Raw genomic sequence first — 26,927 nt, forward strand, 5'->3', positions numbered from 1 at the left:
CGAGGTCACGGTGTGGCCGCTGTACCCGGTCCCGCCGTTCGCGCGCCGTCCCGTCCCGGTAGGGTTCGCCTCCGGGAAGGGGAAGGTGAAGGAACCTGATGAGCAGGGATCGCGGCCCTCGTAGGCCCCGCAGGCTTGACCGGAGCGCGCTGATAGCGGCCTCGGCGACCGCTTTGTCGTTGACGGCGAGCGGGTGCGTGGTGGTGCACGGCGAGCGCGAGGTGCTCCCGTCGACCACCCGGGCCGAGGCCGCGAAGGCGCTCCAGCAGTTCACCGCCGCGTACAACGCGGCCGACAAGGCGTACGACGCCTCCCTGGACGCCGACCACACCACCGGTGCCCTCGCCGCCATCGACTCGGCGCGGCTGAAGGCGGGCCGGACCAACCATCCGGACGGCAACCCGGCGCACGCTCCCCTGGAGCTGACGGACGCCAGGTTCACGATCCCGAAGAAGGCCGGCTGGCCGCGCTGGTTCGTCGCGGACACCAAGGCCAACAAGGGCTCGGACGCACGCTGGTTGCTGGTCTTCACCCGGCACGGTCTGGACGAGACCTGGCAGGCGGCGTACCTGACGCTCGTCGCCCCCGGCAAGGTGCCGGAGTTCAAGACCGACGAGGAGGGCTGGGCCGAGGCCGTCCCCGCGAACTCCACCGACGTGGCCGTCCCGCCCGCCGGGCTGAGCAAGGACTACACGAGCTACCTGAAGGACGGCGGCGAGTCCTTCGCGGACGGTGTCCACACCAGCTCCTGGCGCCAGTTGCGCGCGAAGCGGTCGATCCGTCCGGGGCTGGTCACCCAGTACATCGACGAGCCCCTGACGAACGGCGACTACGCGCCGCTGGCCCTGCGCACGCGGGACGGCGGAGCGCTGGCCTTCTTCAGCTCGCGGCACTTCGAGAAGCGGACCGCCGCGCAGGGCGCGTCCGTGCCGACGCCGAACAAGGACGTGCTGGCGCTGACGGACGGCGAGATCAAGCAGTCGCTGACGATGGAGTTCGTCTCCACCGAGGTCGCGCTCACCCCGGCGGAGGGCTCGGCCGACGCGAAGGTGACGGTCCTGGGGCGGGTCCAGGGGCTGACGTCGGCGAAGGGCGAGTAGCGCGGCCGGTGACCGCGGCCGGTGACGCCGCGCTCGCCCGCGGCCGCCGGCCCGGAGGCCGCTCGCCCGGGAGGCCCGCGCTCAGCGGCGCGAGGGCCAGGCCGTGCCCGCGTGGTCGCTGACCTCGCCGGCGTGCCGGGCGCAGGCGTCGGTGAGGGTCTCCAGCAGGGTCAGCGGGTCCGGCAGCGGGTGCTCGGGGCCGCGCACCCAGTGCACCGTCCGGTCCTCGCCGGGCAGCCGGGCGGGCGGTACGAGGACGTAGGAACCCCGGCAGTGCCAGCGCAGGCCGGGGTGCTCGTCCATGGTCTCGGGGTGGCAGTCCAGCTCACAGGGCCACCACTCGTCCTCGTCCTCGGGGGTGCCGCGGGTGAGGGTGAACAGCAGCATGCGGCCGTCGTCGCTCTCGGCGACCGGGCCGACCTCGATGCCGGCGTCGAGCAGGCGCCGAAGCGCCTCGCGACCGGCCTGGAGGGGGACGTCGAGGACGTCGTGCACCATGCCGGTCGCGGTGATGAAGTTCGCCTCGGGCTGATGGCGGGCCCAGCGCTCGATCTGCGCGTGGTCGGTGGTGGACTGTGTCTGCCAGGCGAAGGACACCGGGTGCCGGGCGGGCGTGGGACAGCCCACTCGGTCGCAGGAGCAGCGGTACCCGGCCGGGTGCGCGGCGGGCGCCAGGGGCAGTCCCGCACCGGCGGCGGCGAGCAGCAGATCCTCCCGGCCACCGTCACCGGCGGCCTCCTTGGGGCGGCGTCCGCGCAGCCACTGGGAGATTTTGCCCTGCAGGCCGCTCCGACCGCCGAACTCCGCGCTCATCTATCCCCTCGCCTCGCCGTCGTGCGCACCAGCATGCCTCATGGTCGCACCATTTCGCGCTTCGGGGTCGGGAAGGGACAAACTCCCCTGGTCAGGCTAGTTCGAACGGACCGGGCGGTCGGCGCGGGAGCGGGCGGTCAGCGCGGAGCGAGCCCGTGGAGCGCGTAGTCGACCAGCGTGTCGGTGTAGGCGTGCGAGAGGGGGCCGCTGCGCTGCAGCCAGCGCTGGGCGAGCGGGGCGACGAAGAGCTCCAGCGCGATCCGCGGGTCGGCCTCCGGCCGTACGTGGCCGGCCTCCTGCGCGGCGCGCAGCCGGTCGACGTAGAGCTGGAGCGAGGGCTCCAGGAGCTTGGTGAGGAAGTCCCTGCCGAGCTGCTCGTTGACCACGCCCTCGGCGGCCAGGGCGCGGTAGGGCGCCTCGTACCTCGGGTCGCGCAGTTCGTCGACGGTGGCGCGCAACACGGCCTTGAGGTCGGCGGCGAGGTCCCCGGTGTCCGGGATGGCGTGCGTGTCCTCGCCGGCGGCCCGCGCGGCCTGCTCGCTCAGGTCGAGGAAGGCCTCCAGCAGGACGTCGGCCTTCGAGGACCACCAGCGGTAGATGGTCTGCTTGCCGACGCCGGCGCGGGCGGCGATGCCCTCGATCGTGGTCTTCGGGTAGCCGACCTCCGCGACCAGCGCGAGGGCGGCCTCGTAGATGGCCTGCCGGGACCGCTGGCTGCGACGGGTGACGTCGGGGCGCGACCGCTCGGCGGTGGGGGACGGGGCGTGGGCGGACTTCTGGACATCCATGGCCCGAATTTATCAGGTTGACAAGACGTCTCGTCTCGCCGGAGAGTAATGCTTGAGAAAAACGAGACGCAACGTATCGTCGAGAGAGGAGGGCCCCATGTCCCGAGGTGGAGCCGGAAACATGCTGGGTGTCGGTGGCACCCGCCAGAAGCTCGGCCGCAACGCCCTGCGCGGCGGCGACCGCAGCGGCCGGATCGGCGGCGGACTGGACCCGCAGGCTCAGAAGCGGGAACTGCTGCGCAAGCTCCAGGAGCGGCAGCGGGACCAGCAGCCGGAGACGGAGCGGAGCGACGAGGCGTCGTAACGTGCGGGCGCGCCCGCGCACCCTCCCCTCGGCGACCCCTGCCTCACGCCTCCGGCGGAGGCCAGGGGTCGCCCCAGTCGGCGTCGCGGGCGGCCTTGTAGAGGTCGCCGTGGCGTTTGGTGACCGTCCGGCGGCTCAGCCGCTCGTCCGGTTCGCACAGGTCGAGCAGGACCTGACCCTTGCGGATCTGTGGACGCCGGACGACGCGGGCGGGGGCCGGTGCGACCGGGAGCCGGGTGGCGGCCACGTAGCTGAACTTCTCGTCCTCGTAGGCGAGGGAGCCGCCCTTGACCTGGCGGTGCAGTGAGGAGCGGCTGACCCGCGCGGCGAAGTGGCACCAGTCCGTGCCTGGCACGATGGGGCAGGCGGCGCTGTGCGGACAGGGGGCGGCGACGCGGAACCCGGCCGAGATCAGCCGGTCGCGGGCCTCGATGACACGGGCGTAGCCGTCGGGGGTGCCGGCCTCGACGATCACGACGGCCTGCGCGGCGCCCGCGGCGGCGTCGACGAGGGCGGCGCGGTCGGAAGCCGTCAGCTCGTTGAGGACGTAGGACACGGTGACGAGATCGGTGCTCTCGACCGTGAGCGCCGCTCCGATCCGTGAGCGCTGCCAGCGGACCTCGCGCAGCTCCGGACGGGCGGCGGCGATCTCCCGGCCGAGGGCGAGCGCGGGTTCGGCCCAGTCGAGCACGGTGACCGGACGCACGCCGTCCCAGGTGGAGCTGACGGCCCAGGTCGCCGCGCCGGTCCCGCCGCCCACGTCGACGTGGCCGGCCGGCACCCATCCGGGCACGGCGTCCGCGAACGCCTCCAGCGCCGACCGCACCGCCGCGTAGGTCGCCGGCATCCGGTACGCGGCGTAGGCGACGACGTCCGCACGGTCCCGCAGGATCGGGGCGTCCGTCGGGGTGTCCCCGCGGTAGTTCGCGATCAGCCGCTCCACGGCCTGTGCGGCCTGCCGGGGCGGCAGCCCGTCGACCAGGTCGGCGAGGGCGGCGCGCAGGGCGTCGGAGGCGGTGGCGGGGTCGTTCACCCGGCGATTCTACGGGGCGACCGAGGGGACGCCCGGCTAGGTGACCGGCGAGGCGACCGACGGGACGCCCGGCGGGACGAGCGACGAGGTGACCGCGAGACCACCGACGAGGCGACCGGCGAGACGCCCGGCGGGACGACCGGCGAGGTGACCGCGAGACCACCGACGAGGCGACCGGCGAGACGCCCGGCGGGGCGAGAGACGAGGTGACCGCGAGACCACCGGCGAGGCGACCGGCGGGACGCCCGGCGGGACGAGAGACGAGGTGACCGCGAGGCCACCGACAAGGCGACCGGCAAGACGCCCGGCGGGACGACCAGTACGGCGGCCGGCGGTGAGCGGGCGTGGACCGGCCGCCGCCGGCCTCCCCTCAGATCTCCCGCACCGCCCGTGCCACCCGTGTCCCCAGCGCCGCCCGGGGCCCGTTGTCCGGCGCGCGGCGACGCGGATGGACCGTGTTGGCGAGGAGCACCGCGAAGGTGTCCGTCGCCCGGTCGAGCACCAGCATCGTCCCCGTGAAGCCGGTGTGCCCGGCCGCCCCGCGCCCCGCGAGGCCCCCCATGAACCACGGCTGGTCCAGGGCGAAACCGAGCCCGGGCTCGGTCAGCAGCAGCTCCACGAAGTCCGGCCCGAGGATGCGCGCCGGCCCGTACGAGCCGCCCGCCAGCAGCGCACGGCAGAAGACCGCGAGGTCCCGCCCCGTCGAGAACAGGCCCGCGTGCCCGGCCACCCCGCCCAGCGCCCAGGCGTTCTCGTCGTGGACGACACCCCGCAGCATCCCCCGGTCCGCCTTGGCCCACGGCCGCCGCTGGTCCTCCGTGGCCGCCGCGCCCGGACACGGCCCGAAGTGCGTCGCCGTCATGCCCAGCGGCCGGGTGATCCCGTCGCTGACGAGGACGTCCAGGGTGCGCCCCGTGATGCGCTCCAGGACCTGCTGGAGCAGCAGCATGTTCAGGTCCGAGTAGCAGTACGTGCCGGGCACCCCCACCGGCGGCTCCGCCCGCAGCCGCCGCAGCCGTTCCTCGTCGTCCGCGCAGTCGTACAGCGGGAGTTCGGGCCGCAGCCCGGAGGTGTGGGTGAGCAGCTGCCGGACGGTGACGCGGTGCACGGCGGCGGCCCGGAAGTCCGGCAGGTAGGCGCCGACCTCCGCGTCGATGCCGAGTGTGCCGCGTTCGATCTGCTGCACGGCGGCGACCGCCGTGAACACCTTCGTCAGGGAGGCCAGGTCGAACGGCGTGCCGACGGTCATCGGCACCCGGGAGCCGGCGGGCAGCTCCACGCCCGTGTCGGTGCGCGGATCGTAGGACGCGTAGCGCACCGCCCAGCCCGCCGCCTCCTCGACGGCGAGCACGGGGCCGCGTCCGACGGCCACGACGGCGCCCGCCGCCCAGGGCCGCTCACCGTCGGTGAGTGCGTGCACGTCCGCCACGACACGGCGGAGCTGCTCGGGGTCGAGTCCGGCCCGCTCCGGGGTGTCGTGGCGCAGTCGCGGAGCGCTCAGCTCTCTCTCCCCTCCTTGGCCGGACCGGCCGGCCCGGCCGCCCGACCGGCAGGCGGCCCGGCGGGGCGCTCGGCCGCGGGACGGCACATCCCCACGAAGAAGGCGAGCGCCACCAGCGCCGCCACCAGTTGCACCACGGCCATCGGAAGCGCGGTGTCCTCCCCCGCGATCCCGACGAGCGGGGAGGCGACGGCGCCGATGAGGAAGGAGGACGTGCCGAGCAGCGCGGAGGCGGAACCGGCGGACGTTCTGACCCGCATCAGCGCGAGCGCCTGGGTGTTGGGCAGGCTGAGCCCCATCGCGGACATCAGCACGAACAGCGCGGCGGCGACCGGCACCAGTCCGACCTCGCCGAAGACGCCCAGGGACATCAGCAGCAGGGCGGTCGCGGCGGCGATGACGATCAGGAGCCCGAGGCCCAGCACCCGGTCCAGCCGGACCCGTCCGACCAGGATCTTGCCGTTGACCTGCCCGACGACGACCAGGCCGATCGAGTTGAGGCCGAACAGCAGGCTGAAGGTCTGCGGGGAGGCGCCGTAGATCTCCTGGATGACGAAGGGGGACGCCGCGATGTAGGCGAAGAGCGAGGCGAAGGCGAAGCCGCCCGCGAGCATGTAGCCGGTGAAGGCGCGGTCGGCGAGCAGCCCGCGCATCGCGTGCAGGGTGTCGCGGACCCCGCCCGCGTGCCGTTCCGCCTCCGGCAGGGTCTCGGGCAGCCTGGCCCACACCACGGCGCCGAGCGCCACCCCGACCACGGTGAGCACCACGAACACGCCCCGCCAGTCCGTCACCCGCAGGATCTGTCCGCCGATGAGCGGCGCCACGACGGGGGCGACACCGGAGATCAGCATGAGGGTGGAGAAGAAGCGGGCCATCGCCACACCGTCGTACAGGTCGCGGACGACGGCACGGGCGATGACGATCGCGGCGGCGCCCGCGAGTCCCTGCGCCAGCCGGAAGGCGACGAGGAGTTCGACGGTGGGCGCGACGGCGCACAGGGCGGTGGCGACGACGTAGACGGCGAGTCCGGACAGCAGCGGCCGGCGGCGGCCCCACCTGTCGCTCATCGGTCCGACCACGAGCTGGCCGAGGGCCATGCCGGCCAGGCAGGCGGTGAGCGTGAGCTGGACGGTCGCGGCGGGCGCGGCCAGGGCCCGGGTGACCTCGGGGAGCGCGGGGAGGTACATGTCCATCGCCAGGGGCGGCGTGGCGGTCAGACCGCCGAGGACGAGCGTGACGAGCCAGCCGGTGCGGCGGGTGGCGCTCAGCGCGCGGACGGCCGGCCCCGTCTCCGGTCCGGCCGCCCGCGCGGGCTCCGAGGTCTTCGGTGTGGTGTCCTGTGTGGTGTCCGGGGTCGTGTGCGGTATGGACGGCCCGCGCTCGGGCATGTGCCCCTCCCTCTTCTGCGAATCCGGCACCTATGCTCTCAGCTCGTACGGACTTGAACGAACAGACTCGAACAACCTGAGCGAGGGTGGGGCAGGGTGTCAGCGGTGACCGGGCAGAAGGTGCGCTGGGGGATTCTGGCGACCGGCGGGATGGCGGCGACGTTCACGGCGGATCTGGTCGATCTGCCGGATGCCGAGGTCGTGGCGGTGGCCTCGCGGACCGAGGCGTCGGCGAAGGCGTTCGCGGAGCGGTTCGGCATACCGCGCGCGTACGGCGACTGGGAGGCACTGGCGCGGGACGAGGAGGTCGACGTGGTGTACGTCGCCACCCCGCACTCCTCGCACCGGGCCGCCGCCGGCCTGTGCCTGGAGGCAGGGCGGAACGTGCTGTGCGAGAAGCCGTTCACGCTGAACGCGCGCGAGGCGGAGGAACTGGTCGCACTCGCCCGCCGGAGCGGCGGCTTCCTGATGGAAGCGATGTGGATGTACTGCAATCCGCTGGTGCGGCGGCTGAAGGCGCTGGTGGAGGACGGGGCGATCGGCGAAATCCGCAGCGTCCAGGCGGACTTCGGCCTGGCGGGCCCCTTCCCTCCCGCGCACCGTCTGCGGGACCCCGCGCAGGGTGGCGGCGCGCTGCTCGACCTGGGGGTGTACCCGGTGTCGTTCACGCAGCTGCTGCTCGGCGAGCCCTCGGACATCGCGGCGCGAGCGGTGCTCTCGGACGAGGGCGTCGATCTCCAGACGGGTGCGCTGCTCTCCTACGAGAGCGGTGCTCTCGCCTCGGTGCACTGCTCCATCACCGGCGGGACGCCCAACTCGGCTTCGGTCACCGGCTCCCGGGGCCGCATCGACGTCCCGTACGGCTTCTTCTTTCCGGACCACTTCGTGCTGCATCGCGACGGCCGGGACCCGGAGGAGTTCCGGGCCGATCCGGCCGACGGGCCCCGGGCCAGCCTCAAGCACGAGGCCCGGGAGGTGATGCGCGCCCTGCGCGCCGGGGAGAGCGAGTCCCCGATGGTCCCGCTCGACGGCACCCTGGCCGTCATGCGGACGCTCGACGCGATCCGGGACCGCGTCGGCGTCCGCTACCCGGGCGAGCACCCCGGCGAGGTGGCCGCGGACCGCGAGGTCACGCCGGCTTGAGCCCCGGCTCCCCCACCTCCGTCACGAAGGACGCGGCGGTCGTGAGCGGCGCGCCCTCGGTGGTCACGTGGGAGACCGTCTTGAAGTCGGCGCGCGCCAGCTTCCGGCCGAGGGACACCGTCGCGTAGCCGCGCCGCCCGTTGAAGAACTTCAGGTGCGGGTTGGCGGTCATGAGCGTGTCCCAGTTGGACGGCTTCTCCGAGCCGTCGCGACCGCTGGTGACGGAGGTCGTCACGATCTCCGTACCCAGGGTCCGGGAGCCCGGGTCGGAGAAGTCGCGCTTGATGTCGAAGGCGTAGGAGACGTGCACGTCGCCGGTGAGGACCATGAGGTTCTCGATGCCGGCGGCCTGCGCGCCGGCCAGCACCCGCTCGCGGGAGGCCGGGTAGCCGTCCCAGGAGTCCATGGAGACCTTCGACGGGGTGGTCGTCATGTTGTACCGCTGCGAGAAGGTGACCTGCTGGGGCACCACGTTCCACAGGGCGTCCGACCGGTGCCAGCCGTTGACCAGCCAGCGCTCCTGGGCGTCGCCGGTCAGCGTGCGGCCCGGGTCCTCGGACTCGGGGCCGGGGAACTGCCAGCCGTCGCCGTAGGCCTGGTTGGAGCGGTACTGGCGGGTGTCCAGCACGTCGAACTGGGCGAGGCGGCCCCAGTGCAGGCGGCGGTAGAGCTTCAGGTCGGCGCCGTCGGGCAGCTGCGGCCGGCGCAGCGGCATGTTCTCCCAGTAGGCCCGGTAGGCGGCGGCCCGGCGGATGAGGAACTCCTCCGGCGGGACGCTGTTCTCCGGCGTCTCGTCGGCGTAGTTGTTCTCGGTCTCGTGGTCGTCCCAGGTGACGATGAACGGGTGCGCGGCGTGCGCGGCCCGCAGGTCGGGGTCCGACTTGTAGAGGGCGTACCGCAGCCGGTAGTCCTCCAGCGTCACCGTCTCGTGGTTGAAGAGGGCGGGGAGGGTGCCCGCGGGGTAGGCGCGGGAGCCGCCGGTGGCGTTGACGGCGTACTCGTACAGGTAGTCGCCGAGGTGGAAGACGACGTCCACGTCCTCCTGGGCCAGGTGCTTGTACGCGGTGTAGTAGCCCTCGTCGTACTTCTGGCAGGAGACCACGCCGAAGGTGAGGTCCGCGGCCCGGCTGTGCCGTGCGGGCGCGGTGCGGGTGCGGCCGGCCGGGCTGACCCAGCGGCCGGCGCGGAAGCGGTAGTAGTAGACGTGGCCGGGCGCGAGGTGGTCGACCTCGACGTGCACGGTGTGGTGGAACTCGGGGTGGGCGGTGGCCCTGCCCCTTCTCACGACGCGCCGGAACCGTTCGTCCAGGGCCAGTTCCCAGCTCACGTCGACGCGTTTGGCGGGCAGTCCGCTGTCGGCCTGGTACGGGACGGGGGCCAGGCGCGTCCACAGCAGGACGGAGTCGGACTGCGGGTCGCCGGAGGCGACGCCGAGGGTGAAGGGGTCGGCGGTGAGCTGGGCCGCGTCGAGTTCGGCGGCGCTCGCGGTGCCCGCGGTCGGCAGGTTGACGGAGAACGCGAGCGCCGCGGCGGCACCGGTGACGGTCAGGAAGCGGCGGCGGCCCAGGGTGCGGGCGGCGGCGCGGAGTTCGGGCGCGTGCGAGGGCTGGGACTGGGCCTGGTGGTTCGCGGGTGACATCCGTTCCTCCCCATGCAGTGGTTGCATGGGGCATTCGAATCGCCGGGGACGTCCCTGGCTTGGCGCGGACATGGCGATCCCATGTCGGAAGGATGAGTTCCGCATGATCCGCCACGCGTACGCTGCCGACTCATGAACACCGTGAGAACCGCCGACGAGGAAACCGTCGGAGCGCAGAAAGTGGCCGTCGTCACGGGCGCCGGATCCGGCATCGGCCGGGCGGTCGCCCTCGAACTGCTGGCGGCCGGCTGGTCCGTGGCGCTCGCTGGCCGACGCCCCGGGACCCTGGAGGAGACGGCCGCACTGGCCCCGGCGGGCGGCTCCGCGCTCCCCGTCCGCGCCGACGTGTCACACCCGGAGGACGTGGCGGCCCTGTTCAGCGCCGTACGCGAGCGCTTCGGACGGCTGGACCTGCTGTTCAACAACGCCGGGACGTTCGGCCCGGGCGGCGTGCCGGTCGAGGAGCTGCCCTACGAGGCGTGGCGCCACGTGGTGGACACCAACCTCAACGGGGCGTTCCTGTGCGCGCAGGCGGCGTACCGGCAGATGAAGGAGCAGCGCCCGCAGGGGGGCCGGATCATCAACAACGGCTCGATCTCGGCCCACACCCCGCGCCCGCACTCGGTGGCGTACACGGCGACCAAGCACGCCCTGACGGGCCTGACCAAGTCACTGTCCCTGGACGGCAGGCCCTACGGCATCGCGGTCGGCCAGATCGACATCGGCAACGCGGCGACCGACATGACGGCCGGCATGCAGACCGGCGCCCTCCAGGCCAACGGGGAGACGGCACCCGAGCCGGTGATGGACGTCGCCGACGTGGCGCGCACGGTGCGGCACATGGCGGAGCTGCCGCTGGAGGCGAACGTGCAGTTCGCGACGGTCATGGCGACGGCGATGCCGTACGTGGGGCGCGGCTGAGGGCGCCCGCCGCGCCGCCCGCCCGGTCCCACACAATCGGAATTGCGTGATCCACGGTATTGCGGCCGGTGGCGGACGTATGCTCAACTCTCCTTCACCAGAGCTTCACACTTGGGGCGTTGGCCTTCCGTGGCGGTCCGCAGACCACACCGAGGGGGGGAGGCGGCAGTCGTTCCGCCGCACCGGCTGGGGGTGGATCCCGCGGGGGACCGCGGGATGCACGCCGGTGGGCGGAACGGCTGCCGCGTGGATCACCTGGCCGAGGCTCAGGCCTGCCCGGTCTCGAACCGCGCGATCCGGCCGTCCTCGTCCACGGTGAAGCTCCACCGCGTACGCATCTCGCCCCAGGTGTCGTTGCGGTAGCGGGCGATGAGGGCGCGGCCGCCGTTCGACTCGTTGTCGACCTCCAGGTGACCGTTGGAGGAGAAGATCTCCTGGTCGATCCACTGGGCGAGGTCCCGGTCGTTCCCGTCGTCGGCCATGGTGGCGTCCGGCGCGAGCAGCGCGAGGAAGGCCTCGCGGTCGTGGGCGTTGACGGCGGCGACGAAGGCGCGGACGGCCGGGTCGCTGAGTCGCGTGGTCTGAATCGTCATGGCGGCAGCGTCACACCACCCCCTCGCCCCCGCCACCCGGCCCGGCGACCGGCCCAGCCGCCGGCCCAGCCCTGGCGCACCACCCGAACGGCGCCCGCGGCGGGCCCGCGCGGCGCGGGCGGGTGACGGTGGGGAGGTGAGCCGCCGTCTGCGAGGAGTCGACGTGAACTGTTATGACCGGCGTGACCTGGGGCTGCTGCTGCTCCGCCTGGGCACCGGCGGTGTGCTGGCCGCGCACGGTGCGCAGAAGCTGCTCGGCTGGTTCGGCGGCGGCGGCATCGAGGGCACCGGCCAGGCCATGGAGGCCATGGGCTACGCGCCGGGCCGGGCCAGTGCCACCGCGGCGGGACTGGCCGAGGCCGGGGGCGGGACGCTGCTGGCGCTGGGCCTGGCCACACCGGCCGCGGGCGCGGCGGCGGCCGGAGCGATGGTGGGCGCGGCGGCGGTGCACGCCCCCAACGGCTTCTTCGCCATGGCCGGCGGCTACGAGTACGCGGCCTCCCTCGGTCTGACGGCCGCCGGGCTCGCGGTCGCGGGCCCCGGTCGCCTCTCCCTGGACCACGTGCTCGGCCACGCGGTCAACCGGAACTGGATGGTCCCGGCCGCGTTCGCGGCGACGGCGGCGGCCACGGCGGTCGTCGTGGGGGCACGCAACAAGCGGGTGCGCAAGGCCGCCGAGGGACAGCAGGAACCGCTGTTCGACTGACGTACCGCCCCCGCGCCGTGGCAGGCTGCCCGGCATGAACGCCGACCGCGAGGACACCCCCGCAGACCTCTGGACCACCGTCGACGCCCTGTGGAAGTGGCTGGAGGCGGACCAGCCCGTCGGCGGCAGGGAGGGCCTGCTGCTGCGCATGCTGAAGCTGTCCGAGGAGGTGGGCGAGGTGTCCGAGGCGGTGATCGGCGCGACCGGCCAGAACCCGCGCAAGGGCGTCACCCACACGTGGGACGACGTCGAGGCGGAGCTGTGCGACGTCGTGATCACGGCCCTGGTGGCGCTGCGGACCCTGACGCCCCGGGCACGGGAGGTGTTCGGACGGCACCTGGAGCGGGTGGCGGTGCGGTCGCTGGGGACGCCGGACGCCTGAACGCGGCGGAGCCCGGCGTGTCGCGGGCCGGCGAAGCCGCACACCGCCCTCGCCGGACCTGCCGAGGGCCCCGTGGCACGGCGGTGGTCCGCCGTGCCACGGGGCCGGGTGCGGGCTCAGCCCGCGGTGCAGGAGACCGTCGGCCAGGTCCAGTTGCCGTTGGCCTGGATGGTGGCTCCCCAGGTGCCGCCGCTGCCGTTGGACTTGGCGGTCAGCACCTGTGCGCTCGGGTAGCTCGCGTTGACGTTCCAGGTGGACAGGACCCTGGCCGGGGACGGCACGTTCATCGTCACCGTCCAGGCACTGGCCCCGCTGACGGACACGTCGAGGTTGTACCGGTCCCCCCACCGCTGCCCGGCGGACAGGGTCGCGGTACACGTACCGCCGCCACCTCCTCCGCCACCACCGCCGCCGCCACCGTCGGGGGCGACCGCCCGCCCGGTCTGCGGCGAGATCATGCCGGCGCACAGGCCCTTGCCGGCCAGGGTCTGCGCGATGCGCGGGATCGCCGCGAGCGTGTTGGCGGGCCAGTCGTGCATGAGGACGACCTGGCCGTTGCCCAGCCGTGAGACGGCCTGCACGATCGCGTCGGTGCTCGCGTTGTTCCAGTCCTGCGTGTCGACGTCCCAGATCACCTCGGTCAGCCCGTGCCTGGCCTCGACCGACCGCAGCGTGGCGTTGGTCTCGCCGTACGGCGGGCGGAACAGCTTCGGCGTGCCACCGCCCGCGTTCGCGATGGCCGCCTGGGTCCGGGAGATCTCGGAGTCCATCTGCGCCTGACTCAGCTGGGTCATGTGCGGGTGGGTGTAGCTGTGGTTGGCGACCCACATGCCGGCGTCGACCTGGGCCCGGACCAGGGACGGGTTCTGGGCCGCGTACTGGCCCTGGTTGAACATGGTGGCCCGCAGGCCGTTCCGCTTGAGCGCGTCGAGCAGGGCCTGAGTGGTGCCGGAGGGGCCGTCGTCGAAGGTGAGCCCGACGTAGCCGTTGCAGGCGGCCGCCCGCGCCGGGGCGGCGTCGGCGGCGGCGGTGCCCGCGACGGCCAGGGCGGCGACGGACACCGCGGTGACCAGGGAACGCCCTGAGGGGCGGGGTCTGGTGCGCATGGGAAGGGGTCCTCCTCTCCTCGTGTCCGGGGTCAGCCCGCGCTGCAGGAGACCGACGGCCAGGTCCAGTTGCCGTTGGCCTGGATGGTGGCGCCCCAGTTGTTGCCGCTGCCGTTGGACTTGGCGGTCAGGGTCTGGGCGCTGGGGTAACTGGCGCTGGTGTTCCAGGTGGACAGCACCTTCGCCGGTGAGGGCACGTTCATCGTGACGGTCCAGTTGCTGGCCCCGGTGACCGAGACGTCGAGGTTGTAGCGGTCGTCCCACTTCTGCCCGGCGGACAGGGTGGCGGTGCAGCCACCGCCACCACCGCCGCCGCCACCACCGGAACCGGTGCCCCCGACCGTGATGTCGGAGCTGCCGCTGCTCTGGTATCCCTCGGTGGCCATGATCATGTAGTAGCTGAAGTTGCCCAGCGGCATCCCGGCCCGCGACCACGCGTCGAAGTGGTTGCCGGTGGTGATGGTGCCGCCGGTCCGCTTGGACTGACGCACGCTCCAGTACTGGTCGAAGGTGCGGGTGCCCTCGACGGAGGGCGCGTTGTAGCGGGTGGTCTTGTAGATGTCGTAGGTGCCCCCGTCGGTGGTCACGGTGCCCTTGAACTCACCCGTGGGCCGGTAGGTGCCCCAGTTGTCGACGATGTAGTACTCGACGAGCGGGTTCGACGTCCACCCGTAGAGGGTCAGGTACGCGTTGCCGGACGGGTTGAAGGTGCCCGAGTACTGCACGGTCCTGCGCCCGCCGTTGCTCCAGCCCTTGCCGGCGACGAAGTTGCCGGTGTTGCGCCAGGAGGTGCTGTACTGGCCGCCGGACCCCATGTCCATGGAGACGGTGCCCTGGCTGTCGGTCCAGAACGAGTAGTAGTAGCCGTTGTTGGTGCCCTCCTGGTTGGTCGTGACGACCGTGCCGGCCTGGGCGGTGCCCGGCAGCATCAGCGCCGCCAGGGCGGCCAGGGCGACGGCCCACGCACTTCTGACGAGGAGCGTCGCGAAAGCGCCTCTGCGGCGCTTCGGTTGCACGAGCACGTTCATGACGGTGCTTCCTCTCCTGCGGGGTTCGACAACGGCGCCAGTGTTGGCCTGTACACGACCACCGTCAACAGTTTCGGTCAATATTTCGAAACTGTCGGCTCCGGCGTCAGCGCACCACCCTGCCTCTCTCCGCAGCTCACACCTGCCATACCGCTCGTCAACGCCCAGCCTCACCACACCGTCAGAACCATTGATCAGAAATCATGTCCCGGCAGTTCGAAAGTTTCGACGGTCAGCGTCGATGGGGTGGGGGGAGGATGTCGAGGGTGGCCTCACGCGCTTCCGCGGCCACGTGGACCGGCGCTCGGGGAATGCCACCGACGCGCGCGCTCTCGGACGGCCGGCCGGCGCACACCCGCTTGAGGCGGCAGACGAGTCGGGCTGTACGCCGGGTTCTGTTCCGGCGGGTCCTCGCGGGCCCGCCGGCGACGGCCATCCATCTAGGACCGGCGTTGCCACCGGCCTCCAGCGGTCTACCCGCGGACTCGGGCGGGCAGCCCTCGAACGTCCGCGCAGAAGCACCGGGGTGCTTCCTTCTTGACCTTGCTCCGGGTGGGGTTTACCTAGCTGCCCAGGTCGCCCTGGGCACTGGTGGTCTCTTACACCACCGTTTCACCCTTACCCGGGACCGGAGTCCCGGGCGGTCTGCTTTCTGTGGCACTGTCCCGCGGGTCACCCCGGGTGGCCGTTAGCCATCACCCTGCCCTGTGGAGCCCGGACGTTCCTCGGGAAGTCCCGTGAGGGTCTTCACGCGGCCGTCCGCCCGGCTCGTCTGCCGTGTCGACCATGGTACCGGGCGCGCGCCACACCCCGGTCCCTCGGTCGCCGCCGGCTCGGTGATCTCCGCCGGAGCCGCCGTCGCCGCCGGAGCCACGGTCCCCGCCGACGTCGCGGTCGCCCCTGGTGTTGCCGCCGGTGTCGCCGCCGGTGTCGTCGGCGCCCCCGGTGTCACGGTCGTCGTCGCCGTCGGTCCCGTGGACGCCGTCGCCAGGACCGAGCCCGTGAGGATCAGGGCGAAGGCGGCGAGGACGCCGGGCGTGAGGGACTCGTCCAGGAAGACGGCGCCCGCGGCGACGGCGATCGCCGGGTTGACGTACGTGATGACGGACGCACGGGTCGGGCCCACCTCCTTGATCAGTTCCAGGAAGGCGACGAAGGCGATCGCCGTGCAGATCACGCCGAGGCCCGCCAGCGCCGCGATCACCTCGCCGGAGGGCAGGGCGTCCGGGCGGCCCGCGACGGCGGCGGGGGCGTAGACGAGGGCCGCGAGGGTGAGGCAGGCCGCCGTGAGGTGGAGGGAGGGGACGTCCTTCAGGTGGCGGGCGGCGATGAGCGGGGCGGTGGCGTAGCCCAGCACCGTCACCAGCACCTCGGCGAGGGAGCGGACGTCGCCGCCGGTCAGGTGCGGGACGGTGAGGACGGCTACGCCGGCCAGGCCCACGGCGAGGCCGGTCAGCCGCCGGGCGCCCAGGTGTTCCGCGGAGCCGAAGCAGCGGGCCAGGGCCACGCCGACGATCGGCACGCCCGCGATCAACAGGCCCGCGGTGGAGCTGGACAGGTGGCGTTCGGCGTCGGTCAGGGTCCACCAGGGGCCGATGATCTCGATGACGGCGAAGGCCAGGAGGGGCTTCCAGTGTGTTCGTACGGTCCCGAACAGGTTGCCCTTGCGCAGGGCGAAGGGGAGGAGGAGCGCGGCGCCCAGCGCACAGCGGGTGAACACCACTCCGGACGGGGACACCTCGTCCACCGCCACCTTGATCATCAGGTAGGGGACGCCCCAGACCACTCCCATCAGGGAGAACAGAAACCAGCCGCGTGCAGTCATGCGGCGAGTCTCATTCTCCTTCGGGGGTGCCGTCTTGAACGCTGTTGCGGTATGCCGCCGGGGTCACGCCGAGGACCCTGCGGAACCAGCGGGTCAGGTGGGCCTGATCGGCGAAGCCCACCAGTGCCGCCGCCTCGGCCGGGCGCAGGCCCGCGTCCAGGAGCCCGCGCGCCCTGGCCACCCGGTGCTGGGCGAGCCAGGCGTACGGCGGTATCCCCGCTGCCGTACGGAAGGCGCGCAGGAGCTGGTAGCGGGACAGGCCGAGGTCGGTGGCGAGCGCGGCCAGGGACGGCGGGGCGAGGAGTTCGTCGGCGAGGCGGTCGCGTACGGCGCGGGCGATGCGGTCGGCGCCGGGAACGGTGTCGTCGGTCGCACGGGCCGTGGAGTGGCGGCGGGCGAGGGCCGTGAGCAGCCAGGGGAGGCGGGACTCCGCCTCCAGGGGGTCGGGGCGGCGGGTCAGGTCCGTGTGCGCGGCGTGCAGGGCCGCGGCGAGTTCCGGATCGTCGAGGACGGGTTCACGGAAGTGCGGGAGGGCCGCGGCGCGTGTGCCGTCGGCGAGGAGGGGCGGGGCCGCGTACAGGGCGCGGTACGAGTAGCCCTCGGGGGCGGCCGGGCCGCCGGTGTGCACCTCGCCCGGTTCCAGGACGACGATGGAACCCGGTCCGGAGTGGATGTGCCCGCCCCGGTAGGCGATGACCTCCAGGCCGCCGACGGTGACGCCGACCGTGAACTCGTCGTGGGCGTGCGGGGCGTAGACGTGGCGGTCGAAGCTGGCGGTGAGGAGGTCGAGGGGCGGGCCGTCCGTTCCCAGCCGGGCCCTGGTCCACCGTGCCTGTTCGCGCGCGTCCACCGCCTGCCACCCCCTGCCCCCACGGGATCAGAGGAAGTCGGCGGTGTCCAGCTCGACGTCGAAGGGGGGTCGGCTGATCACCTGTCCGAGAGATCGGGCACCGTTCCCTCGATCGTGGCACACGATCCCGCCCGCCGTCCGAAGCCGGAGCCACGCCGCTTGACCCTGTCGCGACGTCAACGTTTCGACTGGGGCCATGCGCATCGGAGAACTCGCCGACGCCGTCGGCGTCACCACGCGGACCGTGCGGCACTACCACCACCAGGGCCTGCTGCCCGAACCGGAGCGGCTGGCCAACGGATACCGGACGTACACCCTGCGGCACGTCGTCGTGCCGGCCCGGATCAGGCGGCTGACCGAGCTGGGGCTCGGGCCGGCGGAGGTGCGGGACGTGCTCGCGGACGAGGCCGGGAAGGATCTCGCCGAGGTGCTGGCGGAGCTGGACGCGGACCTGGCACGGCAGGAGGCGGCGATCCGGGAACGCCGGGTGCGGCTGCGGGCGACGCACGAGACGGCGGGCGGGGAGCTGAACCTCGCCGTGGGCCTCCAGACCTCCGTCACCGTCGAGCTGACCGAGCCCGTCGTCCACGTCGGCTTCTTCGGGCGGCGGCGCGAGGTGCGTGTCGTGCGCTGTCACGCCGACGGCCCCGCAGCGCTCGTACGGGCCGTCGACCAGGCACGCGAGGGGTACGCCGTACCCTGAGCGGGGGCCCGACAGCTCGATCCGAAGGAGTACGCGTGCTTGTCCTGCTGCCGCCGTCCGAGGGGAAGGCCGCGTCCGGCCGCGGTGCGCCGTTGAAGCCGGAGTCGCTGTCCCTTCCGGGGCTGACCCCCGCCCGGGAGACCGTCCTCGGTGAGCTGGTTGAGCTGTGCGCCGGTGACGAGGAGAAGGCGCGCGAGGTGCTCGGGCTGAGCGAGGGGCTGCGCGGCGAGGTCGCCAAGAACGCGGAGCTGCGGACGGCCGGTGCGCGTCCGGCCGGGGAGATCTACACCGGTGTGCTGTACGACGCCCTGGACCTGGCCTCGCTCGAACCGGCCGCCAAGCGGCGCGCGGCCCGGTCGCTGCTGGTCTTCTCGGGGCTGTGGGGTGCGGTGCGGGTGACCGACCGTATCCCCTCCTACCGCTGCTCGATGGGTGTGAAGCTGCCCGCGCTCGGGGCCCTGGGCGCCTACTGGCGTGCGCCGATGGCCGAGGTGCTGCCCGAGGCCGCCGGGGGCGGGCTGGTGCTGGACCTGCGCTCGTCGGCGTACGCGGCGGCCTGGAAGCCCACGGGCGAGGTCGCCGGGCGGACGGCGACCGTGCGGGTGCTGCACGCGCCGACCCGGAAGGTGGTCAGCCACTTCAACAAGGCGACCAAGGGGCGGATCGTCCGGAGTCTGCTGGCGGCCGGGATCGCGCCCGAGGGGCCCGCCGAGCTGGTGGAGGCGCTGCGGGACCTCGGCTACGAGGTGGAGGCCGAGGCGCCCGCGAAGGCGGGGAAGCCGTGGTCGCTGGACGTGCTGGTGGCGGAGGTCCACTGAGCGGACCGGCCCTGTGTTGCACATGACGCAACGCGCGTTGCGCATACTGCTGGGCGGCGGCACGATGAGGGCATGAGCTCACCGCTGCCCTCCTCCCCCGCCGTCTCGGTCCTGGACCTCGCCCCCGTCGTGCCCGTCGTGGTGATCGACGACCTCGCGGACGCCGTGCCGCTCGCCCGTGCGCTGGTCGCCGGCGGGCTGCCCGCGATCGAGGTCACGCTGCGCACGCCGGTCGCCGTCGACGCGATCCGCGCGATCGCCGCCGACGTACCGGGCGCGGTGGTCGGCGCGGGCACGGTCATCACGCCGGAGCAGGTCGACGAGGTCGTGGCGGCCGGGGCGCGGTTCCTGGTCAGCCCGGGGTGGACGGACACGCTGCTGGACGCGATGCGGGGGTCCGGGGTGCCCTTCCTGCCGGGGGTGTCGACCACGTCCGAGGTGGTGGCGCTGCTGGAGCGCGGGGTGCGGGAGATGAAGTTCTTCCCGGCCGAGGCCGCGGGCGGCACCGCCTACCTCAAGGCGCTCGCCGCCCCGCTGCCGCAGGCCCGCTTCTGCCCGACCGGCGGCGTCGGGCCGGGCTCCGCCCCGGAGTACCTCGCCCTGCCCAACGTCGGCTGCGTCGGCGGCAGTTGGATGCTGCCGAAGGACGCGGTGGCCGGCCGCGACTGGGCTCGGGTGGAGCGGCTCGCCCGTGAGGCGGCGGCGCTCAGCGCAGGTGGGACGTGTCGTTGAACAGCCGTACGCTCGCGCCGCCGTCCGCGTAGTACGCCACCGCCGACAACGACGCCGCCGACAGCTCCATGCGGAACAGCGACTCGGGCGGGGCGCCCAGGGCCAGCCGCACGAACGTCTTGATCGGCGTCACGTGGGAGACCAGCAGCACCGTGCGGCCCGCGTACGCCGCGACCAGCTTGTCGCGGGTGGCGGCGACCCGGGCGCCGGTCGCCGCGAAGCTCTCGCCGCCGCCGGTCGGTTCCGCGTCCGGGGAGGCCAGCCACGCGTTCAGGTCGTCGGGGTACCGCTCGCGGACCTCGCCGAAGGTGAGCCCCTCCCAGGCGCCGAAGTCGGTCTCCCGCAGGCCCTCCTCGACCGTGACCTCCAGACCGAGGCGGGCGGCGACGATCCCGGCGGTCTCCCGGGTGCGGGCCAGGGGCGAGGCGACGACCGCCTGAACGGTGCCGCGCCGGGCGAGGCTCGCGGCGACCTTCTCGGCCTGCTCCCGGCCGACGGCCGACAGGGACGGGTCGCTGCCGCCGCTCCCGGAGAACCGCTTCTGCGGCGTCAGGGGCGTCTCCCCGTGCCGGAGCAGGACGAAGGTGGCGGGGGCGCCCATGTCGGGGGGTCCCCAGCCGGGGGAGGCCACGGTCTTGGCGGCCCGTACGTCGGCCGTTGCGGCGGCTACGGACACGGCGGTGTCCGGCACGGACGTGTCCGGCACGGACGTGTCCGGCACGGACGTGTCCGCGGCGGCGTCGGCGGCAGCGTCCGACATCGCGGCGGTGGACGCGGCCAGGGTGCCGGCACCGGGAGCGGCGTCGACAGCCGGTGCCTCGGCGACGACCGGTACCTCGCCCGCGGCCGCCGCGCGGGCGTCGCCGGCGTCCAGCTCCGCCGTGGACCCGGACGGCGACCACCGTTCGCCCCGGGCTCCCGCGTCCATCGCCTCGTTGGCCAGGCGGTCGGCGTGCTTGTTGCTCGCGCGGGGCATCCACTCGTACGTCACCCGCCCCGGCGGGAAGACGCGCGCCGCCTCGGCCGCCAGCGGCTTCATGTCGGGGTGCTTGATCTTCCAGCGGCCCGACATCTGCTCGACGACGAGCTTGGAGTCCATCCGGACCCGGACGGTCGCGTCCGGGTCCAGCTCCCTCGCCGCGCGCAGGCCGGCCAGCAGGCCCCGGTACTCGGCCACGTTGTTCGTGGCGACCCCGAGGTGGTCGGCGGCCTCGACGAGGGTCTCCCCCGTCACCGCGTCCAGCACCACGGCACCGTAGCCCGCGGGTCCCGGGTTCCCCCGTGAACCGCCGTCGGCCTCGACGACGAACTCCCGCGCGGGAGCGGCCGGACCTGCCACCGCGTCTCCCACCGGACCGGCCCCCTACAGCCCGGAGTCCGCCGTGCGCACCAGGATGCGGCGGCAGTTCTCGCAGCGTACGACCGTGTCGGGCGCCGCGGAGCGGATCTCGCTCAGCTCGGTGATCGCCAGCTCCTGGCGGCACCCCTGGCAGCTGCGCTGGTACAGCTTGGCCGCGCCGACGCCGCCCTGCTGCCCGCGCAGCTTCTCGTAGAGCTTCAGCAGGTCCTCGGGGACCGAGCCCGCGACGACCTCGCGCTCCTTGGTGACGGAGGCCGCCTCGGCGTCCAGCTCCTCGACGGCCGCGTCCCGGCGCGCCGTGGCGTCGTCGATCTTGCCCTGCACGGAGCCGACCCGCTCGGTCAGCTCGGCGACCCGCTCCTGCGCGGACTCGCGGCGCTCCATCACCTCCAGGACGACGTCCTCGAGGTCGCCCTGCCGCTTGGCGAGGGAGGCGATCTCGCGCTGGAGGTTCTCCAGGTCCTTCGGGGAGGTGACGGCGCCCGAGTCGAGGCGCTCCTGGTCGCGGGTGGCGCGCCGGCGCACCTGGTCCACGTCCTGCTCGGCCTTGGTCTGCTCGCGGGAGCAGTCGCTCTCCTCGGTCTGCGCGGCCACGAGCAGGTCGCGCAGCTGGGTGTGGTCCTTGGTCAGCGACTCGATCTCGGCGTGCTCGGGCAGGGACCTGCGCTTGTGCGTGAGCTGCTGGAGACGGACGTCGAATGCCTGGACGTCCAGCAGTCGGATCTGGTCGGCGGGCGCGGCTTTCAGTTGGGGGCTCCCATTGCGTCGGAGGTCGGGGTGGACGCCGCATGGGCGGTCCAGGGGTCGGTGACCGTCTTGGAGACGTGGACCCTGAGGTCCCAGCCGTTCCGGTCGGAGATCTCGTCGAGCTGGGCCGCGCCCAGCTCGCACCAGGGCCACTCGGTGGCCCAGTGCGCCGCGTCGAGCAGCGCGAGAGGACTGTGGGCGCGGTCCGCGAGGAACTCGGACGCGGGGTGGTGGCGCAGGTCGGCGGTGAGGAACGCGTCGACGCCGGCCGCCCGCACGTGGGCGAAGAGGCTGTCGCCGGAACCGCCGCTGACGGCGACCGTGCGGACGGTGGCCTCCGGGTCGCCGGCCACCCGGATGCCCTGCGCGGTGGCGGGCAGCCGCTCGGCGGCGCGGGCGGCGAACTCGCGGACGGTCAGCGGGTGGTCCAGCTCGCACACCCGGCCGAGGCCCCGGCGGCCCTCGGGGTCGCCGGCATCCGGCACCAGGGGCCGCACGACCCGCAGGTCGAGCGCGCCGGCCAGGGCGTCGGAGACGCCGGGGTCGGCGGTGTCGGCGTTGGTGTGGGCGACGTGCAGCGCGATGTCGTTCTTGATGAGCGTGTGCACCACGCGGCCCTTGAAGGTGGAGGCCGCCACCGTCGTCGTCCCCCGCAGATACAGCGGGTGGTGGGTGACGAGGAGGTCGGCGCCCAGTCCCACCGCCTCGTCGACGGTCTCCTGGACCGGGTCGACGGCGAACAGGACCCGGGAGACCTCCTGGTCGGGGTCGCCCACGACGGTGCCGACCGCGTCCCAGGACTCGGCCCGCTCGGCGGGCCACAGGTTCTCCAGCGCGGCGATGACTTCTGACAGACGGGGCACGAACGCAAGGCTACCTGGCCGTTCTGCGCCGTCCTACCGGCAGCGTGCCCCCGCGGCCGGCCCGGTCCGGCACAGCACACCAGGTGTCCGCCTCTCAGGCGAATCGTTCCTGTGCCACACGTTTGTGTGACGGTGACGGCCGCCGGTGCCCCGCCCGTGCGTGCGATAACTAGCTTCGTCGCCGGAGGTGACCGAACGATGACAGCCTGTGCTATCGAGCCTTCGGCGGACCCCGGGAGCGACGACCCTCCCCGGGCGGGCTGCAGCATCGCCGCGGAGGGCGCCTACGCCGCGCGGCTCGCCCGGAGCGGGGACTCCTGGTACCCGGAGCGCTGGACCCTGGACGGCCCCGAGCCGTACGCGGTGCCGCTGCCGGGCAACCAGCCGGAGGAACCCGGTACCGAGGTGCAGCCGATGGGCGACGGGCGGGTCCTGGTGCACCGCACGGCGGCGGGCCGGCACCTCTTCTCCCTCCTGTATCCGACCGGACCCTGCACCGGTGAGCTGCCGCTCGGCGCCATCGAGTGCCCGGCGGACACCACCCGCCTGCGCCTGCTGCCGCCGGCCCCGGGCGGCGAGCGGGCGTACGCCCTGGCCGTCGGCCCGCGTTCGACGGTGCTGTGGCAGGTCGCGGGCGGCGCCTTCGGGCCCGAGCGGGTCGCCGAGGTCCCCGGCCGCTGCTCGGGCGGGGCGTGGCTGGACCGTACGGGCCGGATACTGGCCGTGGACCGGGAGACCGGGGGGCGCACCAAGGCGGTCGTGGTGGACCTGGAGCGGGACGGCGAGGTGTCGCCGCTGCTGCAGATCGCCGCGGACAGCGACGACCGGATACTGCTGGCCGACCCGGACAGCGGCCTGGTGCTGATCCGCTCCGACGCACCCTCCCCGGGCCGGGGACGGCTCGGCTGGGGCGTGCTGGGCAGCACGCTGCCGGTGCGCTTCCCGGAGTGCCTGCGGCTGACGGACTGCGTGGTGACGCCGTTCGCGATCCAGCCGGGCCAGGCGCTGACGCCGGAACGCTGCGCGGTGGCGCTGCGCGTGGACGGCGCGTTCGGGAGCTGGGTGGGGGTGTGGCGGCCGGCCGAACGGGAGGTGCGGCATCTGCCGGCACCCGAGGGGTGGCTGGCGGGGGCCGGGCTGTGGACCGCGGACGGGGAGCTGCGTCTGCCGTGCGCCACACCGCAGTCGCCGTGCGCGGTGGCACGGCTGGCGCCCGACACGGGCGGCGGACGGGCCGGGGACGCGGAGGATTCCGCTCCGCACGAAACGGACGGATCGGCCGCCTCCGACGGCCCCGGTGAACCGGACGGGCCGGACACTTCGGCCGCCCCGGCCCCCGCCCCGCCGCGTCCCGTTCCGCTGCAACAGGCCCCTCTGGCACGGCGTGTAACAAAGTAGTGCCGGTCGGCATGGCCGCCTGGATTCGGGCCGAGGTGTGCCGGTTACACTCGCCCGGCTGTAGGAAAGAAGATCATGTTGACGGGGTGAATTTCTTCCGATGAACGACGCCAGCACGACCCAGCCCATGCAGGCCGACGGCGCCGACGTCACCGAGACCGGGACCGGCCACGGCAGGCACCGGGGAGCTGTCTCCGGTCAGGACGGCGCGGCGGTCCCGCGGGGCCGCCACCGCAAGCCGGCCGAGGACAGGGAAACGGCCGCCTGACGGTACGGACCGCAGTCACGGCAAGCGGCCCCGGCCCCGTTCGTCACAGCGACGGGCGGGGCCGGGGCCGTCACCCGTACCGGACGACGGTGTCGGCGAGGACGGGGACGTCACCCCTGTCGACGGCGCTCACGGCCACCCGCACCGAGCCGCCGCCGTCCTCCCCGGCGGACCGCCACATGCGCACCCGCAGCGTCTCGCCCGGGTGGACGACCCCGGCGAAGCGCGTGCGGTACTCGCGCACCCGGTTCACGTCGCCGTCCAGCAGGGTGTCGACGACCGTCTTGAGGGTGCTGCCGTAGGTGCACAGCCCGTGCAGGACGGGCCGGTCGAAACCGGCGCGCGCGGCGAACTCCGGGTCGGCGTGCAGGGGGTTCCAGTCGCCGGAGAGCCGGTGGAGCAGGGCCTGGTCCTCGCGTACGGGCACCTCGGCCGTGTGGTCCGGTGGCTCGGCGGGCGGCGGCGCCGGGCGCCCGGACGGTCCCCGCGCACCGCCCCACCCGCCTTCCCCGCGTACGAAGATCTCGGCCTCGTCCGTCCACAGGGGCCCGTGCGCGTCGGTGACCTCGGTGCGCAGGACGAGGACGGCCGCCGTGCCCTTGTCGTACGCGGCGACGAGGCGTGCGGCCGCGCTCGCCCGGCCCCGCACCGGTAGGGCCCGGTGCAGGCGCAGGTACTGCCCGCCGTGCAGGACCCGCGCGAGGTCGACGTCGACACCGGGCGTGGACAGGCCGCCGATGACTCCCGGCGGCCCCCCGCCCGCGACCGTCGCGAAGCTCGGCAGGACGTGCAGCCGGGACTCCAGGGTGTAGCGCAGCTCGCGGGGGTCGGTGGCGGGACGGCCGGCGCCGATGCCGAGGTGGTAGAGCAGGACGTCCTTGTGGTCCCAGGCGATCTCGCGCACGCGGGGTGCGGCGGCGAGCGCCTCGGCTGCGTCGATGGGCACGGCTCTCCTGTCACCTCGGGCTCACGGCAGTCACGGCAGTCACGGCAGTCGCGGCAGTCACGGCAGTCACGGCAGTCACGGCAGTCACGGCAGTCACGGCAGTCAGACCGTACGGGACGCCGGCCGCGTAGGACATTTGTCCTCCCGAACCCCGGACAACCGCATCTGCCGCCCCCACCGGCCGCTCCGTAGCGTCGTGCGTATGACACGAACACACGGCGACCTCCCGCGCGGGAGCGCCCCGGACCGGACGTCCGCCGCCACGGGACACGTGCCGCCTCCAGGTGCGATTCTCGTAGTGACGGCGTGGCTGCCGGCGTGCGGGACGCGAGGGCGCGACGGACAGCGACGGACCCGGAGAGGAGCCGACGGCCGATGACCCGGACACGAGGGCGACTGCGCGGGATCTCGTGCCGCCTGGACGCATGGCAGCTGGCGCGGGAGTCGTGGGACGGCGGACGTGCCGACGGCGAGCGGGCCGACGGTGGGCGTGAGGAACGGATCGGGCCACCGCCCACCGGCTTCACCCTCCTGCCCTGGCTGCTGCTGGGCCTCGGCAGCCTCGCGAACATCTTCCAGGGCCGGACCTCCGACCCCTGGATCAGCGGTCTGGGCCTGCTCGTCTTCAACTCCCTCTACATCTACGTGACCTTCCGCTCCTTCGACAGGGAGCGGCGCGAGTCGCCGTCCACGCGTCTGGCGCTCGTCGCCATGGCCCTGGTGACCTGCGCGCTGGCCCTGGCCTACGGCGGGACCTGGCTGCTCTTCTTCCCGCTGCTCGGCCTGGCCGCCGGTGCGGCGCTGCGCGGCCGGTGGCTGGGGCGGTGGGGCTGGTCGCTGGCGGCCCTGGGGGGTGCCGTGGCCGGCGTCAAGGACGGCTGGGGCGGCCTGAACATCGCCTACGGGACCTTCCTGTCGACGATGGTGACGGCCGCGATCCTGAGCCTGTCCGACGCCGTACGGCAACTGCGCGCCGCCCGCGAGGAACTCGCGACCCGGGCGGTCGCGGAGGAGCGGCTGCGCTTCTCCCGGGACCTGCACGACCTGCTCGGCCACACCCTCTCCGTGATCGTGGTCAAGTCGGAGGCGGCCCGTCGGCTGGCCTCCCGCGACCTGGACGCGGCCCTGACCCAGATCACCGACATCGAGTCGGTCGGCCGCCAGGCGCTGACCGAGGTCCGCGAGGCGGTCACCGGCTACCGCGAGGGCAGCCTCGGCACCGAACTGGACCGGGCCCGCTCGGCGCTGACCGCCGCGGACATGGAACCCGTGGTCCACCACTCCGGCCCGCCGCTGCCTCCGCGGGCCGAGGCGCTCCTCGGGTGGGTGGTGCGGGAGGCGGTCACCAACGTCGTACGGCACAGCGGTGCGAGCCGGTGCGAGATCGCCGTGTCGGGCAGTACGGAGCACGTCCGGCTGACGGTCACGGACAACGGTACGGGCGGTGACGGCCCCGCTCAGGGCCCCGGCACCGGACTGACCGGCCTGACGGAGCGCCTCGCCGCGGCCGGCGGCTCGCTGACCGCGGAGGTGGAGCCGCGGGGCGGTTTCACGGTGACCGCGCAGCTGCCCGTGGAGAGGGAGGGCGTGGCCGTGGGGGCGGTGGCGTAGAGGTGGGGGCGCGCCTCGGGGGCGGGGGACCGACGGCGCCGTGGCGGGGGGGCGATGTCGTGGGGGGTCGACGCTGGCGGGGAGCGCCGTGGCGGGGACGTGACGGGGGGGGCGAGGTCGTGGGGGGCGACGCTGACCGGGAACGCTGCTGTGGCGGGGAACAGCGCCGTGGCAGGGGACGGCTCCGTGACGGGGGGCGGCTCCGTGACGGGGAGCAGCGCCGTGGCCGGGAACGCTGCTGTGGCGGGGAACAGCGCCGTGGCAGGGGGCGGCTCCGCGACGGGGGGCGCTCCGTGACGGGGAGCAGCGCCGTAGCCGGGAACGCCGCTGTGGCGGGGAACAGCGCCGTGGCCGGGAACGG

25 protein-coding genes, 1 other RNA gene and 3 pseudogenes are annotated in these 26,927 nt (G+C 73.8%); 13 read left to right on the forward strand and 16 right to left on the reverse strand.

Annotated elements, in window-relative coordinates:
• Position 1: 1 nt before the first annotated feature.
• Positions 2–124: pseudogene (locus tag SAM23877_RS41145) on the forward strand (iron transporter); the annotation flags it as partial.
• Positions 99–1,100: an SCO2278 family lipoprotein gene (locus SAM23877_RS11075; RefSeq protein ID WP_053129902.1), complete on the forward strand. Its 1,002-nt coding sequence runs from the start codon at positions 99–101 to the stop codon at positions 1,098–1,100. The pseudogene SAM23877_RS41145 and the gene SAM23877_RS11075, both read left to right, overlap by 26 nt.
• Before the next feature lie 81 nt (positions 1,101–1,181).
• Here the strand turns inward: SAM23877_RS11075 and SAM23877_RS11080 are convergent, their stop codons facing one another.
• Together SAM23877_RS11080 and SAM23877_RS11085 are read right to left on the reverse strand one after the other, a co-directional pair.
• Complete coding sequence (locus SAM23877_RS11080) at positions 1,182–1,913, reverse strand: bifunctional DNA primase/polymerase (protein WP_053129905.1); 732 nt, start codon at positions 1,911–1,913, stop codon at positions 1,182–1,184.
• 137 nt (positions 1,914–2,050) lie between these two features.
• Positions 2,051–2,701: a TetR/AcrR family transcriptional regulator gene (locus tag SAM23877_RS11085; RefSeq protein WP_053129908.1), complete on the reverse strand. Its 651-nt coding sequence runs from the start codon at positions 2,699–2,701 to the stop codon at positions 2,051–2,053.
• 97 nt (positions 2,702–2,798) lie between these two features.
• Between SAM23877_RS11085 and SAM23877_RS11090 the strand changes: the two genes are divergently transcribed.
• Positions 2,799–3,005: a DUF6243 family protein gene (locus SAM23877_RS11090; RefSeq protein WP_174532209.1), complete on the forward strand. Its 207-nt coding sequence runs from the start codon at positions 2,799–2,801 to the stop codon at positions 3,003–3,005.
• Positions 3,006–3,048: 43 nt separating this feature from the next.
• Here SAM23877_RS11090 and SAM23877_RS11095 read toward each other — a convergent pair whose 3' ends face one another.
• From SAM23877_RS11095 to SAM23877_RS11105, 3 genes are all read right to left on the reverse strand, one after another.
• Positions 3,049–4,038, reverse strand: coding sequence for a small ribosomal subunit Rsm22 family protein (locus SAM23877_RS11095; RefSeq protein ID WP_053129920.1), 990 nt, complete (start codon positions 4,036–4,038; stop codon positions 3,049–3,051).
• A gap of 370 nt (positions 4,039–4,408) precedes the next feature.
• Positions 4,409–5,458, reverse strand: coding sequence for a serine hydrolase domain-containing protein (locus tag SAM23877_RS11100; RefSeq protein ID WP_053142363.1), 1,050 nt, complete (start codon positions 5,456–5,458; stop codon positions 4,409–4,411).
• A gap of 77 nt (positions 5,459–5,535) precedes the next feature.
• Positions 5,536–6,927, reverse strand: a complete 1,392-nt coding sequence (locus tag SAM23877_RS11105) for a multidrug effflux MFS transporter (RefSeq protein ID WP_244902930.1) — start codon at positions 6,925–6,927, stop codon at positions 5,536–5,538.
• 105 nt (positions 6,928–7,032) lie between these two features.
• Here SAM23877_RS11105 and SAM23877_RS11110 point away from each other — a divergent pair, with 105 nt between their 5' ends.
• Positions 7,033–8,070 carry a Gfo/Idh/MocA family protein gene (locus tag SAM23877_RS11110; protein ID WP_053129923.1) on the forward strand — a complete coding sequence of 346 codons (1,038 nt, stop codon included), beginning with the start codon at positions 7,033–7,035 and terminating at the stop codon, positions 8,068–8,070.
• On the opposite strand, the gene SAM23877_RS11115 is transcribed toward SAM23877_RS11110, so the two are convergent.
• On the reverse strand, positions 8,057–9,709 hold the full coding sequence (locus SAM23877_RS11115; protein WP_053129927.1) for an alkaline phosphatase D family protein: 1,653 nt from the start codon (positions 9,707–9,709) through the stop codon (positions 8,057–8,059). The genes SAM23877_RS11110 and SAM23877_RS11115 overlap by 14 nt on opposite strands.
• Before the next feature lie 132 nt (positions 9,710–9,841).
• On the opposite strand from SAM23877_RS11115, the gene SAM23877_RS11120 reads away from it, so the two are divergent.
• The gene (locus SAM23877_RS11120) at positions 9,842–10,630 is read left to right on the forward strand and encodes an SDR family oxidoreductase (protein WP_053129930.1); all 789 of its coding nucleotides are present in this window, start codon (positions 9,842–9,844) and stop codon (positions 10,628–10,630) included.
• 266 nt (positions 10,631–10,896) lie between these two features.
• Here SAM23877_RS11120 and SAM23877_RS11125 read toward each other — a convergent pair whose 3' ends face one another.
• Positions 10,897–11,223 carry a nuclear transport factor 2 family protein gene (locus SAM23877_RS11125; protein ID WP_053129933.1) on the reverse strand — a complete coding sequence of 109 codons (327 nt, stop codon included), beginning with the start codon at positions 11,221–11,223 and terminating at the stop codon, positions 10,897–10,899.
• Positions 11,224–11,386: 163 nt separating this feature from the next.
• Between SAM23877_RS11125 and SAM23877_RS11130 the strand changes: the two genes are divergently transcribed.
• Together SAM23877_RS11130 and SAM23877_RS11135 are read left to right on the forward strand one after the other, a co-directional pair.
• The gene (locus SAM23877_RS11130; protein WP_053129936.1) at positions 11,387–11,929 is read left to right on the forward strand and encodes a DoxX family protein; all 543 of its coding nucleotides are present in this window, start codon (positions 11,387–11,389) and stop codon (positions 11,927–11,929) included.
• A 34-nt stretch (positions 11,930–11,963) separates the two neighbouring features.
• A complete protein-coding gene (locus tag SAM23877_RS11135) occupies positions 11,964–12,311 on the forward strand; it encodes a MazG-like family protein (protein WP_053129939.1) in 348 nt (115 codons plus the stop codon).
• Positions 12,312–12,427: 116 nt separating this feature from the next.
• On the opposite strand, the gene SAM23877_RS11140 is transcribed toward SAM23877_RS11135, so the two are convergent.
• From SAM23877_RS11140 to SAM23877_RS11155, 5 genes and pseudogenes are all read right to left on the reverse strand, one after another.
• The gene (locus SAM23877_RS11140) at positions 12,428–13,417 is read right to left on the reverse strand and encodes a polysaccharide deacetylase family protein (RefSeq protein WP_053129942.1); all 990 of its coding nucleotides are present in this window, start codon (positions 13,415–13,417) and stop codon (positions 12,428–12,430) included.
• A 32-nt stretch (positions 13,418–13,449) separates the two neighbouring features.
• On the reverse strand, positions 13,450–14,445 hold the full coding sequence (locus SAM23877_RS11145; protein ID WP_053129945.1) for a glycoside hydrolase family 11 protein: 996 nt from the start codon (positions 14,443–14,445) through the stop codon (positions 13,450–13,452).
• Positions 14,446–14,813: 368 nt separating this feature from the next.
• Positions 14,814–15,216, reverse strand: an RNA gene (gene rnpB, locus SAM23877_RS36150) — RNase P RNA component class A.
• A gap of 202 nt (positions 15,217–15,418) precedes the next feature.
• Positions 15,419–16,270, reverse strand: a pseudogene (locus tag SAM23877_RS11150) (DMT family transporter); the annotation flags it as partial.
• A 10-nt stretch (positions 16,271–16,280) separates the two neighbouring features.
• Positions 16,281–17,120 (reverse strand): helix-turn-helix domain-containing protein, encoded by an 840-nt coding sequence (locus tag SAM23877_RS11155; RefSeq protein WP_053129951.1) that lies wholly within the window; start codon positions 17,118–17,120, stop codon positions 16,281–16,283.
• Positions 17,121–17,316: 196 nt separating this feature from the next.
• On the opposite strand from SAM23877_RS11155, the pseudogene SAM23877_RS40545 reads away from it, so the two are divergent.
• From SAM23877_RS40545 to SAM23877_RS11170, 3 genes and pseudogenes are all read left to right on the forward strand, one after another.
• Positions 17,317–17,643: pseudogene (locus SAM23877_RS40545) on the forward strand (MerR family transcriptional regulator); the annotation flags it as partial.
• A gap of 215 nt (positions 17,644–17,858) precedes the next feature.
• Positions 17,859–18,641 carry a peroxide stress protein YaaA gene (gene yaaA, locus SAM23877_RS11165; RefSeq protein ID WP_053129954.1) on the forward strand — a complete coding sequence of 261 codons (783 nt, stop codon included), beginning with the start codon at positions 17,859–17,861 and terminating at the stop codon, positions 18,639–18,641.
• Between the two features lie 72 nt (positions 18,642–18,713).
• Positions 18,714–19,373, forward strand: coding sequence for a bifunctional 4-hydroxy-2-oxoglutarate aldolase/2-dehydro-3-deoxy-phosphogluconate aldolase (locus tag SAM23877_RS11170; RefSeq protein ID WP_053129958.1), 660 nt, complete (start codon positions 18,714–18,716; stop codon positions 19,371–19,373).
• On the opposite strand, the gene SAM23877_RS11175 is transcribed toward SAM23877_RS11170, so the two are convergent.
• The 3 genes from SAM23877_RS11175 to SAM23877_RS11185 are packed head-to-tail and all read right to left on the reverse strand — an operon-like array spanning position 19,348 to position 22,343.
• The gene (locus SAM23877_RS11175) at positions 19,348–20,712 is read right to left on the reverse strand and encodes a bifunctional RNase H/acid phosphatase (protein ID WP_053129961.1); all 1,365 of its coding nucleotides are present in this window, start codon (positions 20,710–20,712) and stop codon (positions 19,348–19,350) included. The genes SAM23877_RS11170 and SAM23877_RS11175 overlap by 26 nt on opposite strands.
• 24 nt (positions 20,713–20,736) lie before the next feature.
• Positions 20,737–21,480, reverse strand: a complete 744-nt coding sequence (locus SAM23877_RS11180) for a zinc ribbon domain-containing protein (protein WP_063484401.1) — start codon at positions 21,478–21,480, stop codon at positions 20,737–20,739.
• Positions 21,477–22,343, reverse strand: a complete 867-nt coding sequence (locus SAM23877_RS11185; protein WP_053129967.1) for a Nif3-like dinuclear metal center hexameric protein — start codon at positions 22,341–22,343, stop codon at positions 21,477–21,479. The genes SAM23877_RS11180 and SAM23877_RS11185 overlap by 4 nt, the downstream gene beginning before the upstream one ends.
• Before the next feature lie 198 nt (positions 22,344–22,541).
• On the opposite strand from SAM23877_RS11185, the gene SAM23877_RS11190 reads away from it, so the two are divergent.
• Positions 22,542–23,741 (forward strand): hypothetical protein, encoded by a 1,200-nt coding sequence (locus tag SAM23877_RS11190; RefSeq protein WP_053129970.1) that lies wholly within the window; start codon positions 22,542–22,544, stop codon positions 23,739–23,741.
• Positions 23,742–23,841: 100 nt separating this feature from the next.
• The gene (locus SAM23877_RS40200) at positions 23,842–24,009 is read left to right on the forward strand and encodes a hypothetical protein (protein ID WP_079030138.1); all 168 of its coding nucleotides are present in this window, start codon (positions 23,842–23,844) and stop codon (positions 24,007–24,009) included.
• 70 nt (positions 24,010–24,079) lie between these two features.
• Here SAM23877_RS40200 and SAM23877_RS11195 read toward each other — a convergent pair whose 3' ends face one another.
• Entirely contained in the window at positions 24,080–24,955 is an 876-nt protein-coding gene (locus tag SAM23877_RS11195; RefSeq protein WP_053129972.1) for a MaoC/PaaZ C-terminal domain-containing protein, read from the reverse strand.
• 375 nt (positions 24,956–25,330) lie between these two features.
• Between SAM23877_RS11195 and SAM23877_RS11200 the strand changes: the two genes are divergently transcribed.
• The gene (locus SAM23877_RS11200; protein ID WP_053129975.1) at positions 25,331–26,566 is read left to right on the forward strand and encodes a sensor histidine kinase; all 1,236 of its coding nucleotides are present in this window, start codon (positions 25,331–25,333) and stop codon (positions 26,564–26,566) included.
• Positions 26,567–26,927 lie beyond the last annotated feature (361 nt).

This window comes from Streptomyces ambofaciens ATCC 23877 (genome assembly GCF_001267885.1).
In the GTDB taxonomy this organism is placed as follows: domain Bacteria; phylum Actinomycetota; class Actinomycetes; order Streptomycetales; family Streptomycetaceae; genus Streptomyces; species Streptomyces ambofaciens.

Excerpts from the sequence above, each read along its gene's own strand:
- SAM23877_RS11120 (WP_053129930.1), top strand. The coding sequence starts at position 9,842 with ATGAACACCGTGAGAACCGCCGACGAGGAAACCGTCGGAGCGCAGAAA.
- SAM23877_RS11140 (WP_053129942.1), bottom strand. The coding sequence starts at position 13,417 with ATGCGCACCAGACCCCGCCCCTCAGGGCGTTCCCTGGTCACCGCGGTG.
- SAM23877_RS11080 (WP_053129905.1), bottom strand. The coding sequence starts at position 1,913 with ATGAGCGCGGAGTTCGGCGGTCGGAGCGGCCTGCAGGGCAAAATCTCC.
- SAM23877_RS11105 (WP_244902930.1), bottom strand. The coding sequence starts at position 6,927 with ATGCCCGAGCGCGGGCCGTCCATACCGCACACGACCCCGGACACCACA.
- SAM23877_RS11190 (WP_053129970.1), top strand. The coding sequence starts at position 22,542 with ATGACAGCCTGTGCTATCGAGCCTTCGGCGGACCCCGGGAGCGACGAC.
- SAM23877_RS11090 (WP_174532209.1), top strand. The coding sequence starts at position 2,799 with ATGTCCCGAGGTGGAGCCGGAAACATGCTGGGTGTCGGTGGCACCCGC.
- SAM23877_RS11200 (WP_053129975.1), top strand. The coding sequence starts at position 25,331 with ATGACCCGGACACGAGGGCGACTGCGCGGGATCTCGTGCCGCCTGGAC.
- SAM23877_RS11085 (WP_053129908.1), bottom strand. The coding sequence starts at position 2,701 with ATGGATGTCCAGAAGTCCGCCCACGCCCCGTCCCCCACCGCCGAGCGG.
- SAM23877_RS11115 (WP_053129927.1), bottom strand. The coding sequence starts at position 9,709 with ATGTCACCCGCGAACCACCAGGCCCAGTCCCAGCCCTCGCACGCGCCC.
- SAM23877_RS11145 (WP_053129945.1), bottom strand. The coding sequence starts at position 14,445 with ATGAACGTGCTCGTGCAACCGAAGCGCCGCAGAGGCGCTTTCGCGACG.
- SAM23877_RS11135 (WP_053129939.1), top strand. The coding sequence starts at position 11,964 with ATGAACGCCGACCGCGAGGACACCCCCGCAGACCTCTGGACCACCGTC.
- SAM23877_RS11125 (WP_053129933.1), bottom strand. The coding sequence starts at position 11,223 with ATGACGATTCAGACCACGCGACTCAGCGACCCGGCCGTCCGCGCCTTC.
- SAM23877_RS40200 (WP_079030138.1), top strand. The coding sequence starts at position 23,842 with ATGAACGACGCCAGCACGACCCAGCCCATGCAGGCCGACGGCGCCGAC.
- SAM23877_RS11075 (WP_053129902.1), top strand. The coding sequence starts at position 99 with ATGAGCAGGGATCGCGGCCCTCGTAGGCCCCGCAGGCTTGACCGGAGC.
- SAM23877_RS11170 (WP_053129958.1), top strand. The coding sequence starts at position 18,714 with ATGAGCTCACCGCTGCCCTCCTCCCCCGCCGTCTCGGTCCTGGACCTC.